Here is a 14,621-nt window from a genome sequence, read left to right as displayed (position 1 = left end):
CGCGTCGTGCTAAGCCAACGCGACGTACCCTAAGCCTACGCGGCGCTGGAATCTGGAGGACGCATGAAGATCGACTTGCTCTACGAGATGGAGATGCTCAAGCCGTGGCACGCGCGCAGCGAGTACGAGTGTTATTGGCAAGCGTTGGCGCAGGCGGAGCTGGCGGACAGGATGGGCTTCGATACCCTGTGGGAGGTCGAGCATCACTTCCTCACCGAGTTCTCGCATTCGTCGGCGCCGGAGGTCTTTCTCGCAACGGTCGCGGCGCGCACCCAGCGCCTTCGCATCGGCCACGGCGTGACGTTGCTGCCGTATCCGTTCAACCATCCAATCAGAGTCGCCGAGCGCGCCGCGGTGCTCGACATCATGAGCAACGGCCGGCTCGAGTTCGGCACCGGTCGGTCGAGCCTGTACGAGCAACAAGCGTTCGGCATCAAGTTCGAGGACAGCCGCTCGATGTGGCAGGAAGCGCTCGCAGTTATCCCGCGCATGTGGACGGAGGATCCGTTTCCGGCGTACACCGGCAAGCACTTCTCCATTCCCGAACGCTCGATCATTCCCAAGCCGATTCAGAAACCGCATCCGCCGCTGTGGGTAGCGGCGACCAGCCCGGAGAGTTGGCAGCTCGCCGGCCAACTCGGCATCGGCGCGCTCGGGTTGACGTTGTTCCTGACGGTCGGTGAAGTGGCGGAACAGATCAAGACCTATCATGCCGCGCAGCGTGCGCAGACACCGATTGGTAAAGCCGTGAACAATCAAGTCGGCGCCTTCACCATCGTGCACTGCGCGGAGACGAACGAGCAGGCGCGCACCAACGGCGGTCACGACGCCGCGCTGTGGTACATGCGCTACGCGTTCCAGGTGCTCGCCGCACGCGGCCGCGAGGCGCAGCAGATCGGGCCGTACGAAGAATTCCGCAAGGCGCACCCGATCATCGCCAAGGTCATCGACAACAGCGTCACGTTTGACGAGCTCGACGCGGAAGACATGGTGATCGTCGGCGATCCCGACAAATGCATCCGCAAACTCGAAGCCTACAAGGCCGCCGGCATCGACCGTGTGCTCTGTCTGATGCAAGCCGGCCGCATCCCGCACGAAGCCGTGCTGCGCTCGATCGAGCTCTTCGGGAAACATGTGATCCCCCACATCGGCGCGATCTGATCGCGAACAGCCCGCGGCATCCCCGGCATCTTGATGCCGACACTTACAACCGATGGCGGTGGACTCGTCCTTCGCCGGGTGAGTGTCCGTCCGTAGTCGACCAGTAGGGGCTGGCCTTCGCCTTGCTCTCGCGCATGTCTGTGGCAACGCAAGGAGCAACGGTGATCGAGCCGATCGCCAGACCGAGGCGCGCACCCGCGCCGCGCTTTCGCACGCCATTGGGCTTCTTCATCGAGGCGCGCCGTGATCCGTTCGGGTACCCCGCCGCCTTGGCTGCCGAGTTCGGCGACGTGGTGCGCATTCCGGGGCCTTTTCGGGGCCACATTCTCTTTCACCCCGACCACGTGAAGCACGTACTGCAGGACAACAATCGTAACTACGTCAAGGGCAAGCTGATCGCGAAGGCGAAGCCGCTGCTGGGAGAGGGCCTGTTCACCAGCGAAGGCGACTTCTGGCGTCGGCAGCGACGTTTGGCGCAACCCGCATTTCATCGGCAGCGAATAGAAAGCTTCGCCACTACCATGACCGATGCGACCACTCGCGCACTCGATCGTTGGCAGAGTGCGCGCTCGGGGCCATTCGATCTGATGGCCGCGATGTCCGACCTGACGCTTGGGATCGTTGGCCGCACGCTGTTCAGTATCGATCTCGCGGGCGATAGCAACGAGGTCGGTCGCGCGATGCTCGTGGCACTGGAACATCTGACGCATCTGGTCACGCACCCGTTCGCGCTGCCACTGGCGATTCCGACGCCACGCAACCTGCGCTTTCGACGCGCACGCCGCGAACTGGATCGCGTGGTGTTCGACATCATCGCCCAGCGCCGCCGCAGCGGCGCCGATGCGCCCGACTTCTTGTCGATGCTGTTGCAGGCCAGCGACGCCGATACCGGGGAACGTATGAGCGATCGCCAACTGCGCGATGAGGTGATGACCTTCGTGCTGGCGGGTCACGAAACCACCGCGGTCACGCTCGCCTGGACGTGGCATCTGCTCGCGGACCATCCGGACGTGGAATCGCGCCTGCGCGCCGAAGTCGCCGCGGCGCTCGGCAACCGCGTGCCGACGATTGCGGATCTGCCGCAGTTGCGTTTCACGCGCCAGGTAGTCGATGAGACGCTGCGCCTGTATCCGCCCGTGTCCGGCATCGGACGGCAGGCCATCAACACTGATGAAGTCGGCGGCTTCGAAATTCCCGCCAACTCGGTCATCTTTCTCAGCCCCTACGTCACCCACCGCCATCGCGATTGGTGGGACAACCCCGATCAGTTCGACCCCGACCGCTTTACGCCCGAGCGCTCGGCCAGCCGCCATCGCTTCGCTTACTTTCCCTTCAGCGGCGGACCTCGACTGTGTATCGGCAACGAGTTCGCCCTGATGGAAGCGCAGCTGATCCTGGCGATGATCGTCCAACGCTATCGCCTGACGCGCGTCCCCGGACACACGCCCCAGCCTGAGCTGCGCGTGACGATGCGACCGCGCAATGGCGTGCTGATGACCTTGCATCCAGCGTGAGCGGTGCGGCGGGCCAGTCGATCGCCCCTTTTGCGTTTGTCGAGCTTACAGCTTCGGACTTGACCGTGTGCCGACGCGGCAGGTACAAGTTCGGCCGCCTGGCATGACGGACTTACGCGCCTATCTCGATCGCACGGCTGCGCTGGCGCAGCAGATGCCGCTCGACGTGATCGAAACGGTGATTCAACGGATCGTCGACGCCGGCGACACCGACCACACGATCTTCGTGCTCGGCAACGGCGGCAGCGCGGCGACCGCTTCGCACTTCGCCAACGACCTCGGCAAGGGCGATGTGACCGGCTCGCCGCGTCGCTTGCGGGTGATGGCTCTGACCGACAATGTGCCGCTGATGACGGCGTGGGCGAACGACACCGAATACCGGCGCGTGTTTGCCGAGCAGTTGCGCAACTTCGTGCGCGCCGGCGACGTCGTCATCGGCGTCAGTGCGAGCGGTCGTTCGCCCAATGTGCTCGAAGCGATGCGGCTTGGGCGCGCCGCCGGCGCGTGTACGATCGGTTTCACCGGCCAGAGCGGCGGCGAGTTGAAGGACTTGGTCGATCATTGCGTCCGCGTTCCGAGCGACAACGTGCAGCACATCGAAGACTTTCACCTGGTGGCGTTTCATCTCGTCTACGCGCACCTGCGCGACACCTACCTCAACCGGCCCGACGGCAGATAGGGTTCGACTGCCGCGGCCGGCACGGCTAGACTAGTCATCGCATGAAGATTCTGGTTACCGGCGGCGCGGGCTTCATCGGCGCCAACTACGTGCGGATGGTGCTCGCCGAGCACCCCGAGGACGAGATGGCCAACCTCGACGTGCTGACGTACGCCGGCAATCTCGAAAATCTCGCCGGACTCGAAACGCATCCGCGCTATCGCTTCGTTCGCGGCGACATTGCCGACCGGGCGTTGGTGACCACGCTGCTCGACGAGGGCGTCGATGCGGTCGTCAACTTCGCCGCCGAGTCGCATGTCGATCGCAGCATCGATGACCCCGACGCGTTTTTGCACACCAATGTCGCCGGCACGCTGGCGCTGCTCGACTGCGCCCGGCGCGCTGGCGTGAAGCGGTTCGTGCAGGTTTCCACCGACGAGGTTTACGGTAGCTTGGGGCCGACCGGCGCGTTCACCGAAGAGTCTCCGCTTCAGCCGAGCAGCCCGTACGCCGCGAGCAAAGCCGCGGCGGACTTGCTCGCCCTGTCGTTCCGCACCACCTACGGCTTGCCGGTGATGGTGACGCGTTGTTCGAACAATTTCGGCCCCTATCAGTTTCCGGAGAAGGTCATTCCGCTGTTCGTCACCAACCTGCTCAATGACCAGCCAGTGCCGCTCTACGGCGACGGCATGAACGTGCGCGATTGGATTCACGTCGCGGATCACTGCGCCGCGGTCGATCTCGTGCTGCGTCGCGGCGAGCCGGGTGAGGTCTACAACATCGGCGCGCGCAGCGAGCAGACCAATCGCGCGCTCACCGAGATGATTCTGGCGGAGTTGGGGAAGCCGGCGTCGCTGGTGCGGCACGTAACCGATCGACTCGGCCACGATCGCCGTTATGCGATGGACCCAGCGAAGATCGAACGTGCGCTGGGTTGGATTCCACGCCACGAATTTGCGGCCGCGCTGCGCGCAACCGTAGCCTGGTATCGCGACAACCGTGCGTGGTGGGAACACATCAAGAGCGGCGCCTATACCGACTACTACGAACGCATGTACGGCGAGCGCTTGCGCCACAGTGCCGGGAGCCATGGAAAGCGCGCGTAACGCAGAGGTTGCGGCCGTGGAAACTGGACGGGCCGCGGTGCTGTGGGACTACGTGCAACTGATGCGCCCGTGGCAGTGGCACAAGAACACGGTGGTGTATGCCGCGCTGATTTTCTCCAAGCACCTATTTGTGATGCACGACACGCTGCTCGTGACCGCCGGCTTCGCGGTGTTTTGTCTGATTGCGAGCGGCGCGTACGTGATGAATGACATCCGTGATTGCGACCGCGACCGGCAGCATCCGCTCAAATCGCGTCGACCGCTGCCGGCTGGACGTGTCAGCCGCTCGGCTGCCATCGGTTTGTCCACGGTGCTGGTCGCCGGCGGTCTGGGCAGCGCGGCGCTCTTGGGCAGCGGCTTCGCAGCGTTGGTGGGTTTCTATTTCGCGCTGCAGGTGGCGTACACGTTTCAGCTCAAAGAAGTCGTGATCCTCGACGTGATGACGATCGCCGCGGGCTTCGTGATCCGCGCCATCGCCGGCGGTGTGGTGATCAACGTGCCGGTATCGCCCTGGCTGATCATCTGCACCTTCTTGCTGATGACGTTCCTCGGTTTCTCGAAGCGCCGGCACGAGCTGGTGCTGCTTGAAGCGCGTGCCACCGAGCACCGCGCGAGTCTCAAGGAATACAGCCCGTACTTTCTGGATCAAATGATCTCCGTGGTCACCGCGTCGACGGTGGTTGCGTATGCCATCTACACCGCGTCGCCGGAAGTGATTCACAAACTCGGCACCGACAAGCTGTACGTGACGATTCCCTTCGTGCTGTTCGGAATTTTTCGCTACCTCTATCTCGTGCATCAGCGCGAAGAGGGCGGGAATCCGGCGCAGTTGCTGCTGAACGATCGGCCGTTGCTAATCGATCTCGTACTCTGGATCGTCACCGCGACGATGCTGATCTATCTTGGGCTATGAAGCACGCCACAGCACATCCGGCACGCCGCGTCGACAAGCCGTGGGGTTATGAGTTGATCTGGGCGCACACCGAACGCTACGTGGGCAAGACCCTGCACATCGAGAAGGGCAGCGCACTCAGCTACCAGTACCACCGGCAGAAGGACGAGACGATTCACGTGCTGAGCGGCCGCCTGCAACTCGAAGTGGCCGAAGGCGACGAGCCGCGCCGCGTGATCGTGTTGACGCCGGGCGAGAGCTTTCGCATCCACACCGGACTGCGCCATCGAATGATCGCCATCGAGACCTGCGATGTGCTCGAAGCGTCCACAGCGGAGCTCGACGACGTGGTCCGCATCGAAGACCACTACGGTCGCGCGGGAACCTCCACGCCGTGAAGCGTGCGCTGATCACCGGCGTCACCGGGCAAGACGGGTCGTACCTCGCCGAGTTGCTCCTCGACGAAGGCTATCAGGTCTTTGGCATGGTGCGGCGCGCCAGCACGGAGAACTTCGCGCGCATCGAGCATCTGCGCGACCGCCTCGAGTTGGTGCAAGCTGATCTCCTCGATCAATTGTCGCTGATCACGCTACTGCGGCGGCTGCGCCCGCAGGAGGTCTACAACCTGGCGGCGCAATCGTTCGTGCCGACCTCGTGGGACCAGCCGGTGCTGACGGCGGAGTTCAACGCCATCGGCGTGACTCGCTGGCTCGAAGCGATTCGCCTGGTGGATAGCACCACCCGATTCTATCAGGCGTCGTCGAGTGAGATGTTCGGCCAAGTGCGCGAGGTGCCGCAGGTCGAAACCACGCCGTTCCATCCGCGCAGCCCCTACGGGGTGGCCAAGGTATACGGCCATTACATCACGGTCAACTATCGCGAAAGCTACGGCCTCTATGCGTGCAGCGGGATTTTGTTCAACCACGAATCACCGCGGCGCGGGCGGGAGTTCGTCACCCACAAGGTCACCGAAGCGGCGGCGCGCATCAAGCTTGGTTTGGCGTCCGAGTTGCGGCTGGGCAACCTCGCGGCCCGGCGCGATTGGGGGTATGCCAAGGACTACGTGCGCGCGATGTGGCTGATGCTGCAACAGCCGCAGCCCGACGACTATGTGATCGCGACCGGCGAGCAACACACGGTGCAGGAAGTCGTCGAGCTGGCGTTCGGCCGCATGGGGGTGAACTGGCGCGACTACGTCCGCATCGATCCGGCGCTGAAGCGCCCGGCCGAAGTCGACGCGCTGGTCGGCAACGCGGGCAAGGCGCACGCCCAGCTCGGCTGGTCGCCGACGGTGAGTTTCCATCAGCTCATCGAGATGATGGTCGATGCTGACCTGGCGGCGTTGCGCACCGGTCGAGGGTAGCGCCGTTCCCGATGCGCGCGCTGATCACTGGCATCGGTGGCTTTGCGGGGCAACATCTCGCGGCACGGTTGCTGGCGCGCGGCCACGAAGTATCGGGCACCGTGCGGCCGGGTGGGAGTCGACCCACCGATCCGCAGATCAAGATCATCGCCGCCGACATCGAGGATGCGGAGAGCGTTGCGAACGCCGTCACCGCGGCGCAACCCACGGCGCTGTTTCATCTCGCCGGCCTGACGTTCGTGCCGCAATCGTTGCGTGATCCGACCGCGGCGATGCGTGCTAACGTGCTCGGCGCCATTTACGTGCTCGCTGCCGTGCGCGACGCGGCTCCCAGTTGCCGAGTGCTCGTCGTCGGCTCGGGCGACGCGTATGGTCGCGTCGAACCCAGCGATCTGCCGATCACCGAAACGTGCCCGTGGCGGCCGCTGAGTCCGTACGGCGTCAGCAAAGCGGCGGCGGATTTGGTCGCGTATCAGTGGAGCCAGCCGCCGGGCTTGGACATCGTGCGGGTCCGGCCGTTCAATCACACCGGACCGGGGCAGCGATCGGCCTTCGTCTGCGCCGACTTCGCGCGCCAGTTAGTGGCGATCGAGCGCGGCCTGCAGCCACCGCGCCTGAGCGTGGGCAATCTCGAGGCGATCCGCGACTTCAGCGACGTCCGCGACATCGCCGACGGGTACATTGCGGCTTGCGAGCACGGCGAACGTGGCGAGGCCTACAACTTGTGCTCGGGCGTGGGTCGCTCGATTCGCTCCGTGCTCGAGGATCTCATCGCAATGAGCGGCGTCTCGGTCGAGATGGTCGTCGATGCGGCCAAGCTCCGGCCGATCGACGTGCCGCAATTGGTTGGTTGTGGCGCGAAGGTACAGGTCGCCACGGGATGGTGCGTGACCATCCCGTGGCGGCAGACGCTGGCGAACGTGTTGACGGACTGGCGCGCGCGTCCCGATGCTCAGTTGAGCTGATACGTCGCCCGGAACTGCAGCTGATCGCGGTCGCGGAAGAATCCGAGTTGCTGGAACTCACCACCGATGGTGACGTAGTTCATGCTGAACAACAGCCAATCGGTCCACCGGTACGTGATGTTCGGCAACACGGCCCAGGTGCCGCGCACGTTTTGGATGAACGTGATGGCCGGGGTGAGGCGGCCGTGCAAATAGTCGGTTTGCAGGTGGACCTGTCCGAAAGCTTCCACAGGCTTCTCCTGCACGAAGGAACTGGGATCCTGGCCAGACCCGTTCTGCTTGGTTTGGCCGGTTTGGTAGTAATCCCGCTTGATGGGGGCGCCGTTATAGTTAACGTGGCCACCTTCGCTCAGGTTCCAGTCGCCGACGATCGCACTCACAAAGACGAAGCTGTTGCTTGGGTTGAGCAGTCGGAGGAAGAAGAAGCGATCGACGCCGACTTCCCAGCGTAGGTGGTCGGCATAGAGAATTTTCCCCGGTGGAGCGCTGAGAATCGCGACTGGCGAACCCCCGGCTTGAATGTTCAAGTTGTACGTCGGATTGAAGCCCGGCTCGTGCATGAAGAATTCGCCCTCGAGGCGAACAATGCTGTCGAGCGGCTCCAGAAAAAACGTGTCGGCGGCGCCTACCACACCGGTCAAGGTGTGCACCGTTTGGGTCACGAACGCCCTGAGCTGTTGTCCGTCCGCATCACGTTGATTGATGACGGTTGAGCTAAGCGCTTGGGGCGCGGGCTGAGTCGGAAACGCCGTGTAGTACCACAGGCTGAGCGTGTGGGTGCGGTCGACCACGCTCTGCAGGCGCACGCCCCAGCGGCTGTTCGAGAAATTGTAGTGCGGGGTGCGGTCGAGCAACACGAACTGATAGGGCAGAACGCCCACCAAGGACTGCGGGTCCTTCCCCGGTGCCGAGTAGGGGCTGGCCGTCAAGATCGGAAGCGTGCCGGTGTTGACGTCGAGATCGCCGGGTACCCAATACGATTCGATGAATCCGCTCGACAGCGGGCCGAGGGTGTCGAACAAGTTGAGGCTGGCGCGAATGGTCCACAGCGGAATGCGCGCTTCGTCAACGTCCTCGAAGACGCCGGGGGCGCCGAGCGTGATGTCGAACGGATTGTTTTGGTCGAGCAAGGCGATGGTGTCGGACTCGCCCCACGAGATCGCCTGGCGTCCGATGCGGAAGAACACCGGCCCCTTGCTGTAGCTCATATACAGTTCATTGACTCGGCGCTGGGTGGCGTAGATGTCGTGAGGATTTTGAACGTTAACGCCGGGAAGGAGATCGGCAAGGCTGGGAGTGCCAGCAGACTTAATGCACGACTCGCCCTGGATTGGGCACTGGTTACTTGCGGAGCAGCCGTTGTGCGAGATCGAGCAGACGCCCGGAAAGACGAAGCTGGGTCCGGCCAGTTGGAAGGCGCGGCGTGAGGCTACGTCAGGGCTGATAGTCGGGTAGCCTCGGTTGATCGCCGAAGCCGTGCTCGAATACTGCGACGCGCCATAGTCATAGATGCCGTCGTAGAAGCCCCAGGCGGCGAGCCGGAACGAGAGGTCGTCGGGTGCCACGCCACTCATGCCCGCACCCTTCATCCAGGCTGTGTAGGACGTGAGCTTGGCTTCGAGTTCGGGATTGAAGAAGAAGCGGTTCTGCACCAACTGGCCCTGTTTAAATGTGGGCGTGGTGTCGTCTTGCGATCGGTTGGTGCTGATACTCGCCTGGCTGTAGATGCGCGTGCGCAGGCTGACGTTCTGATCTTCGTCGAGGTACAGCGCCGCTGCCGGCTGGGCGAAAGTGAGTGCGACCAGCGCCGCCAACAGCCACCGCCATCCGCCACACACTGTGATGATTCGCCGCATGCGATTCCCCCTTTCGCCAACCGAGCTCCCCCGGCCCTGTTGCCGGCTCCACACCGACGCGTTGCGCGCTTTTAGACTTACAACTGTTAACGTGTCAAGGCATTTTGCGCGCCGGTGGCGTCAGCCGCGGATGCCCGAACGCACTCCAAGCGTCCGATCCAAGCTGCGACCGCTCGCTCGTCCGGCTCGCTTCGTTGCTTGCCACAGCACTTGCGCCAATCGCCTTGACTTCCCGGACGCGTTTCTGCTTTCAATCATTTGATTAAAGTGGTTGCTTGACCGCGCCGCACGCGCGGCCGACCCGAAGGAGCCGTATGCCGCCGATCATCTACGAGAAGAAGGGACGCCTTGCGTTCATCACGATCAACCGCCCCGAGCGTCGCAACGCGCTCAACTTCGAAGCCTTCGGCTTGCTCGCCAAAGCGTGGCTCGATTTCCGCGACGACCCCGAGCTGTGGGTCGCCATCATCACCGGCGCCGGCGACAAAGCCTTCTGCGCCGGCGGTGATCTGAAGGAATTCATCCCGATGGTGACGCAGAACATCAGCGAGATCACCGCAACCGGCGGGACGCAAACGCTCGGGCAGGAGTTCCCGGTAAACGCGTCGCTGGTGGCGGTGCTGCGCGATGTCGACATCTACAAACCCATCATCGCCGCGGTCAATGGCTTCTGCATCGCCGGCGGCATGGAGATGTTGCAAGGTATCGACATCCGCATCGCATCGGAGAATGCCAGCTTCGGCATCGGTGAGCCGCGCCGCGGTCTGTTTCCCGGCGGCGGCTCGACGACCAAACTGCCGCGCCAGATTCCGTTCCCATGGGCGATGGAGATTTTGCTGACCGCCGAGCCCATCAGCGCACAGAAGGCGTATCACTACGGGATCGTCAACGAGGTCGTGCCGCTCAAGGACCTCATGCCGACTGCCATCCGCTACGCCGAACTGATCTGCAAGAACGGGCCGTACGCCGTACGCAAGGTGAAGGAGTCGGCCCTCAAAGGCCTCGCGCTGCCGCTCAAGGAAGCGCTCGAACAGGAGATGGCCTACGCTGGCGAAGTGTTTTCGACCGAAGACGCGATGGAAGGCATTCACGCGTTCCAAGAAAAGCGCGAACCGGTTTGGAAGGGACGCTGATCGGAATCGCTGATGGCTGATGGCCGGCTCAAAACGCCGATGGCCGATCGCTGATAGCTGATGGCCCGAGAGAAGACTCAAATACCGACCGGCGATACGCCATCCGCCATCAGCCATCCGCGTCTTCTCGCAAAACACTGGCCGATCCCGCGCTTCCGCGACAAGTGGCGCATCCTTGTGCGCGAGGCCGATCGGCTGAGCATGGCCACGTTGCCGGATCGGCTCGCTGAGCTGTACGGCGATCGGCCGGCGCTGTTTCTCGATCAGCCGCTCGACTACCCGTTCTTTCACGGCGACTGCGTGACGTTCCGCGACTTCGCGCGCTTCGTGGCGCGCATTGCCCACGGACTAGACCACCTCGGCGTCTGCCGAGGTGAGCGCATTGCACTCATGACCGGCAATCGCATCGAGGCCGCGTTCGCCGAGTTCGCCGCGCAGAAGCTCGGCGCCGTGCCGGTGCCGCTCAACATCATGCTGCGGCTCGATGAGATTCGCCATCTCGTCGAGGACTGCGGCATTCGCACCTTCATTACCGACCGCAGCGTCTTCGAAAACGTCATCCGCGAACGGTCCGCGCTCCCAACTGTCGAACACTGGATCCTCGTTACCAGCCAGACCGTGCCGGCGGGTATGACTCGCATGACCGATCTGGTCGGTGACGAGTCTGACACCTTCCCGTCGTCGCCGCTGGCGCCCGGCGATCTCGCGATCATCTTCTACACCGCCGGCACCACCGGATTTCCCAAGGGCGCCATGCTGAGCGATCGCGCGCTGATGTTCGCGGTGCGGACTTACGGCAAACTCATCGCCTTCTTGCCGGGACGGCGCGACACGTTGAGTCTGTTGGTCATGCCGCTGGCGCACACTTCGGGTCATCAGGCGTTGTTGCTGCAGCTCACCATGGGCACGCCGATGTTGCTCATGGGCCGCTTCGATCCGCAACGGGTGTTGCAGGCGATTCAGGAATACCGGGTCACGATGTTCTCCGGCATCCCGGCGATGTATCGCATGCTGCTCGACGCCGGTGCGCGCGACTACGACCTCAGCTCGATCGAAATCTGGGGCGGCGGCGGCGATGCGTTCCCCGATGAATTGATCCACACCTTCCGCCGGCTCGCGGCCAAACCCGGGAAATTGAAATGGCTCGGACGCGCGAAGCTGCCGCGCTTCGCGCGCGGCTACGGACTCGCCGAAACGGCGGGGGCGCTCGCGACAGCGATGGGGCCGCCGGTTGGCGACGGCGCCGCGGGTAAGATCATGCGCGGCGTGCAGTACAAGATTGTTGGCGCCGACGGCCGCGAAGTCCCGAGAGGTGAAGTCGGCGAACTCGTGGTGAAGACCCCCGGCGTCATGCAGGGCTACTGGAACAATCCCGAGGAGACCGTGAAGGTTCTCACCGACGGCTGGTTCCGTACTGGTGACCTCGTGCGCCAAGGTCGCCGCCGCATGCTCTACATGCAGGCGCGCGAGAAGGACATGATCAAGGTCGGCGGCTACTCCGTCTTTCCCGCTGAAGTCGAGCGCAAGCTCGGCGAGCATCCCGCCGTCGCGCAGGTCGCCGTGGTTGGCGTGCCGCACGGCGTGAAGGGTGAGATGCCGGTGGCCGCGGTGGTGCTCGCGCCGGGGAGCGATGTTACCGAAGAAGCATTGATCGCGTGGGGCAAGGAACACATGGCGCCGTACAAAGCCCCGCGCCGCGTCGTGTTCGTCGACGCCATCGCGCAGAATTTTGCGATGAAGGCCAAACGGCGCGAGGTGCGCGAGCAAGTGCTGGCGATGTTGGAAGGGAACTGGCCTCCACCCTAACCCTCCTCCGTTCACGGAGATGTTCACGGAGGAGGGGACCGGAGTTCCCTCCCCTGTGGCCACTTCCGGCCACGGGGGAGGGCTAGGGAGGGGGCCGCGTTAAGACGAGGAATCTCATGGCTAATCTCAGCGGCAAATGCGCCATCGTCGGCGTCGGCACCTCGCGCTTCGGCAAACTGCAGGGTGTGAGCACGATGGGTTTCACCCTCGAAGCGAGCAAGCGTGCGATCGAAGACGCCGGCCTGCCGCGCGACGAGATCGACGGCGTGTTGGTGATGATGCCGGCGATCATGGGCGAGCAACACGGCTGGGCGGCGCGCGTTGCCGCCTATCTCGGGATCGAGCCGACGTTCTCCGCCACCATGGACATGGGCGGCGCGACCGCGTGCGGTTCGGTGCAGGCCGCGATCGCCGCGATCGAGGCGGGCTACTGTCATACCGTGCTCTGTTGCTTTGCGACGCAGAACTGGCCGCAAGGCGTTGCCATGCAGTTGTTCGGCTCGGAGTTTCAAGTGCCCTACGGCGACGTCGGCGCGATCACTCTCATGGCGCACATCAAACGACGCCAGCAACACGAGCATGGTTTTGAGGACGAGCACTACGGCAAGATCGCCGTCACCTGGCGCGAGCACGCGTTGCTGAATCCCGACGCGCAGATGAAGAAGCCGATGACGCTCGACGCCTACATGAATTCGCGCTGGGTCGCCGAGCCGCTGCGCCTGTTCGACTGTTGTCCCAACACCGACGGAGGTGGCGCGTGCATCGTAACTTCGATCGAACGCGCGCGCGATCTCGCCAAACGTCCGGCGCGCATCCTCGGCGCCGGCCAATCGCACTCGTCGGAGATGATTCATCCGCACGGCTACGACCGCGAGCACTGGGGCGGCACCAAGGCCGGAGAGTTGGCGTTCGCTATGGCCGGCGTGACGCCACGGGACATCGACGTCGCGCAGTTCTACGACGCCTTCACGCCGCGAGTGATCCACGATCTCGTTGCCTACGGCTTCTGCAAACCCGGCGAAGTCGGCGCCTTCATCGACGCCGGCAATCTCTCGCTCACCGGTTCGCTGCCGTCCAACACCGCCGGCGGCCTGATCTCCGAAGGCCATCTCTCCGGCTTCGGCCACATCCGCGAAGGCGTGCGCCAAATCCGCGGCGAATGCGGCGCGCGGCAGGTGAAGGGCGCCGAGCTGTGCCTCGTCACCGGCTACGGCGGTGCCCCCCACGAAGCCCCACCGACGGTGAGCTACTCGGCGCTGGTGCTGGGGAGATAGTTTACCGCGGATTGCGCGGATTACGCGGATAAGGAAACGGATGACTGAACTTATCCACCAGGATCTCACATTCGCGATCATCGGTGCGGCGATGGAGGTGCATCGAGAACTCGGGCCTGGCTTCCTCGAATCGATCTACCAGGCGGCTATGGAAGTTGAGCTTCGCACGCGTCAGATCCGGTTCGAGTCGCAGAAGCGGATTGCCGTTGCCTACCGCGAGGTCTCGATCGGCGACCACGTGCTCGACCTCGTCGTGCACGGGCAAGTCGTGGTCGAACTCAAAGCCGTCAAGGACCTGAACGACCAGCATCGAGCCCAGATCCTCTCCTACCTGAAGGCGTCCGGTCTCCCGGTCGGCCTGTTGATCAATTTCGCCAAGGTGAGTCTGGAGCACAAGCGATTGGTCCTAAGCGATGGACGAAGGAGTGCTTGAATCCGCGTAATCCGCGAAATCCGCGGCAAAGGAGTCCGAGATGTTCGCAATCGAAAAGCCGCTTCCACGTCCCAACGAAGACACCGCCCCCTACTGGGAGGCCGCACAGAAGAGCGAGCTGCGCATGCAGCGCTGCGGTGACTGCGGCCACGTGCGTTTTCCTCCATCGCTCGTTTGCGCGCGCTGCCTCTCCGAGAAGCACGAATGGCTGAAGCTCAGTGGCCGCGGCACGGTCTTCAGTTGGATCGTCGTGCACCAGTCGCAGCACCCTGCGTTCAGCGCCGACACGCCCTACAACGTCACCATCGTCGAACTGGAAGAGGGCCCGCGGCTGCACACCAATCTGATCGATTGCCCGAACGATGAGATCCACATCGGCCTGCCGGTGGAAGTCGTGTTCGATCGCGTCAACGATGAAGTGACATTACCGAAGTTCCGGCCGCGGAAAGGATAGGAGTTC

General features: G+C 63.6%; 14 protein-coding genes. 13 read left to right on the top strand and 1 reads right to left on the bottom strand.

Features of this window, described 5'->3' with window-relative positions; all coding sequences use genetic code 11:
* The first annotated feature begins 63 nt into the window (after positions 1–63).
* From HYR72_11220 to HYR72_11185, 8 genes are all read left to right on the top strand, one after another.
* The gene (locus HYR72_11220; GenBank protein MBI1815541.1) at positions 64–1,161 is read left to right on the top strand and encodes an LLM class flavin-dependent oxidoreductase; all 1,098 of its coding nucleotides are present in this window, start codon (positions 64–66) and stop codon (positions 1,159–1,161) included.
* Positions 1,162–1,322: 161 nt separating this feature from the next.
* Positions 1,323–2,675, top strand: a complete 1,353-nt coding sequence (locus HYR72_11215; GenBank protein ID MBI1815540.1) for a cytochrome P450 — start codon at positions 1,323–1,325, stop codon at positions 2,673–2,675.
* A gap of 103 nt (positions 2,676–2,778) precedes the next feature.
* A complete protein-coding gene (locus HYR72_11210) occupies positions 2,779–3,354 on the top strand; it encodes an SIS domain-containing protein (GenBank protein ID MBI1815539.1) in 576 nt (191 codons plus the stop codon).
* 41 nt (positions 3,355–3,395) lie between these two features.
* Entirely contained in the window at positions 3,396–4,439 is a 1,044-nt protein-coding gene (gene rfbB / locus HYR72_11205; protein MBI1815538.1) for a dTDP-glucose 4,6-dehydratase, read from the top strand.
* Positions 4,423–5,352, top strand: coding sequence for a decaprenyl-phosphate phosphoribosyltransferase (locus HYR72_11200; GenBank protein ID MBI1815537.1), 930 nt, complete (start codon positions 4,423–4,425; stop codon positions 5,350–5,352). Before rfbB ends, HYR72_11200 begins: the two co-directional genes overlap by 17 nt.
* Positions 5,349–5,729, top strand: coding sequence for a cupin domain-containing protein (locus HYR72_11195; GenBank protein ID MBI1815536.1), 381 nt, complete (start codon positions 5,349–5,351; stop codon positions 5,727–5,729). Before HYR72_11200 ends, HYR72_11195 begins: the two co-directional genes overlap by 4 nt.
* Positions 5,726–6,694, top strand: coding sequence for a GDP-mannose 4,6-dehydratase (gene gmd, locus HYR72_11190; GenBank protein MBI1815535.1), 969 nt, complete (start codon positions 5,726–5,728; stop codon positions 6,692–6,694). The genes HYR72_11195 and gmd overlap by 4 nt, the downstream gene beginning before the upstream one ends.
* An 11-nt stretch (positions 6,695–6,705) precedes the next feature.
* Entirely contained in the window at positions 6,706–7,659 is a 954-nt protein-coding gene (locus HYR72_11185; protein ID MBI1815534.1) for a GDP-mannose 4,6-dehydratase, read from the top strand.
* On the opposite strand, the gene HYR72_11180 is transcribed toward HYR72_11185, so the two are convergent.
* The gene (locus HYR72_11180) at positions 7,647–9,515 is read right to left on the bottom strand and encodes a DUF1302 family protein (GenBank protein MBI1815533.1); all 1,869 of its coding nucleotides are present in this window, start codon (positions 9,513–9,515) and stop codon (positions 7,647–7,649) included. The two genes, HYR72_11185 and HYR72_11180, sit on opposite strands and share 13 nt — an antisense overlap.
* A gap of 314 nt (positions 9,516–9,829) precedes the next feature.
* Between HYR72_11180 and HYR72_11175 the strand changes: the two genes are divergently transcribed.
* From HYR72_11175 to HYR72_11155, 5 genes are all read left to right on the top strand, one after another.
* A complete protein-coding gene (locus HYR72_11175; protein MBI1815532.1) occupies positions 9,830–10,648 on the top strand; it encodes an enoyl-CoA hydratase/isomerase family protein in 819 nt (272 codons plus the stop codon).
* Between the two features lie 60 nt (positions 10,649–10,708).
* Entirely contained in the window at positions 10,709–12,454 is a 1,746-nt protein-coding gene (locus HYR72_11170) for an acyl--CoA ligase (protein MBI1815531.1), read from the top strand.
* A gap of 116 nt (positions 12,455–12,570) precedes the next feature.
* Complete coding sequence (locus HYR72_11165; protein ID MBI1815530.1) at positions 12,571–13,728, top strand: thiolase family protein; 1,158 nt, start codon at positions 12,571–12,573, stop codon at positions 13,726–13,728.
* 40 nt (positions 13,729–13,768) lie between these two features.
* A complete protein-coding gene (locus HYR72_11160) occupies positions 13,769–14,161 on the top strand; it encodes a GxxExxY protein (GenBank protein MBI1815529.1) in 393 nt (130 codons plus the stop codon).
* A gap of 40 nt (positions 14,162–14,201) precedes the next feature.
* Positions 14,202–14,615, top strand: a complete 414-nt coding sequence (locus HYR72_11155; GenBank protein ID MBI1815528.1) for a Zn-ribbon domain-containing OB-fold protein — start codon at positions 14,202–14,204, stop codon at positions 14,613–14,615.
* Positions 14,616–14,621: the final 6 nt, after the last annotated feature.

Source organism: Deltaproteobacteria bacterium (assembly GCA_016178705.1).
GTDB lineage: Bacteria > Desulfobacterota > Binatia > HRBIN30 > JACQVA1 > JACOST01.
This window is presented reverse-complemented; position numbering and strand designations above follow the sequence as displayed.

Coding starts and splice junctions, on each gene's coding strand:
- HYR72_11220 (MBI1815541.1), top strand. CDS start 64: ATGAAGATCGACTTGCTCTACGAGATGGAGATGCTCAAGCCGTGGCAC.
- HYR72_11210 (MBI1815539.1), top strand. CDS start 2,779: ATGACGGACTTACGCGCCTATCTCGATCGCACGGCTGCGCTGGCGCAG.
- rfbB (MBI1815538.1), top strand. CDS start 3,396: ATGAAGATTCTGGTTACCGGCGGCGCGGGCTTCATCGGCGCCAACTAC.
- HYR72_11200 (MBI1815537.1), top strand. CDS start 4,423: ATGGAAAGCGCGCGTAACGCAGAGGTTGCGGCCGTGGAAACTGGACGG.
- HYR72_11195 (MBI1815536.1), top strand. CDS start 5,349: ATGAAGCACGCCACAGCACATCCGGCACGCCGCGTCGACAAGCCGTGG.
- HYR72_11185 (MBI1815534.1), top strand. CDS start 6,706: ATGCGCGCGCTGATCACTGGCATCGGTGGCTTTGCGGGGCAACATCTC.
- HYR72_11180 (MBI1815533.1), bottom strand. CDS start 9,515: ATGCGGCGAATCATCACAGTGTGTGGCGGATGGCGGTGGCTGTTGGCG.
- HYR72_11175 (MBI1815532.1), top strand. CDS start 9,830: ATGCCGCCGATCATCTACGAGAAGAAGGGACGCCTTGCGTTCATCACG.
- HYR72_11170 (MBI1815531.1), top strand. CDS start 10,709: ATGGCCCGAGAGAAGACTCAAATACCGACCGGCGATACGCCATCCGCC.
- HYR72_11165 (MBI1815530.1), top strand. CDS start 12,571: ATGGCTAATCTCAGCGGCAAATGCGCCATCGTCGGCGTCGGCACCTCG.
- HYR72_11160 (MBI1815529.1), top strand. CDS start 13,769: ATGACTGAACTTATCCACCAGGATCTCACATTCGCGATCATCGGTGCG.
- HYR72_11155 (MBI1815528.1), top strand. CDS start 14,202: ATGTTCGCAATCGAAAAGCCGCTTCCACGTCCCAACGAAGACACCGCC.